2 tRNA genes are annotated in these 293 nt (G+C 59.7%); both read left to right on the top strand.

Annotated elements, in window-relative coordinates:
• Positions 1–2 precede the first annotated feature (2 nt).
• A tRNA-Val gene (locus UK23_RS19425) sits at positions 3–74 on the top strand.
• Between the two features lie 145 nt (positions 75–219).
• Positions 220–292, top strand: a tRNA-Gly gene (locus UK23_RS19420).
• Position 293: the final 1 nt, after the last annotated feature.

Raw genomic sequence — 293 nt, 5'->3', positions numbered from 1 at the left:
TCGGACGATTAGCTCAGCGGGAGAGCACTACCTTGACACGGTAGGGGTCACTGGTTCAATCCCAGTATCGTCCACTCGGATCACCAGTGGGGCCAGGTGCACATCGCACCTGGCCCCACTGTCGTTTACAGGTCTGGCACGCTCAAGATCAGCCGATTTGGAACTTCTGGGGCCCGTCGGATAAAGTTCCCCTCGCACCACGGGAAACCGAGGCGCAACGCGGATGTAGCGCAGTTGGTAGCGCATCACCTTGCCAAGGTGAGGGTCGCGAGTTCGAGTCTCGTCATCCGCTC

The sequence above is a fragment of the Lentzea aerocolonigenes genome, from assembly GCF_000955955.1.
Classification (GTDB): Bacteria; Actinomycetota; Actinomycetes; order Mycobacteriales; family Pseudonocardiaceae; genus Lentzea; species Lentzea aerocolonigenes_A.
Note: the sequence above shows the minus strand (reverse complement) of the source record. Positions and strands in the feature narration are given on the sequence as shown.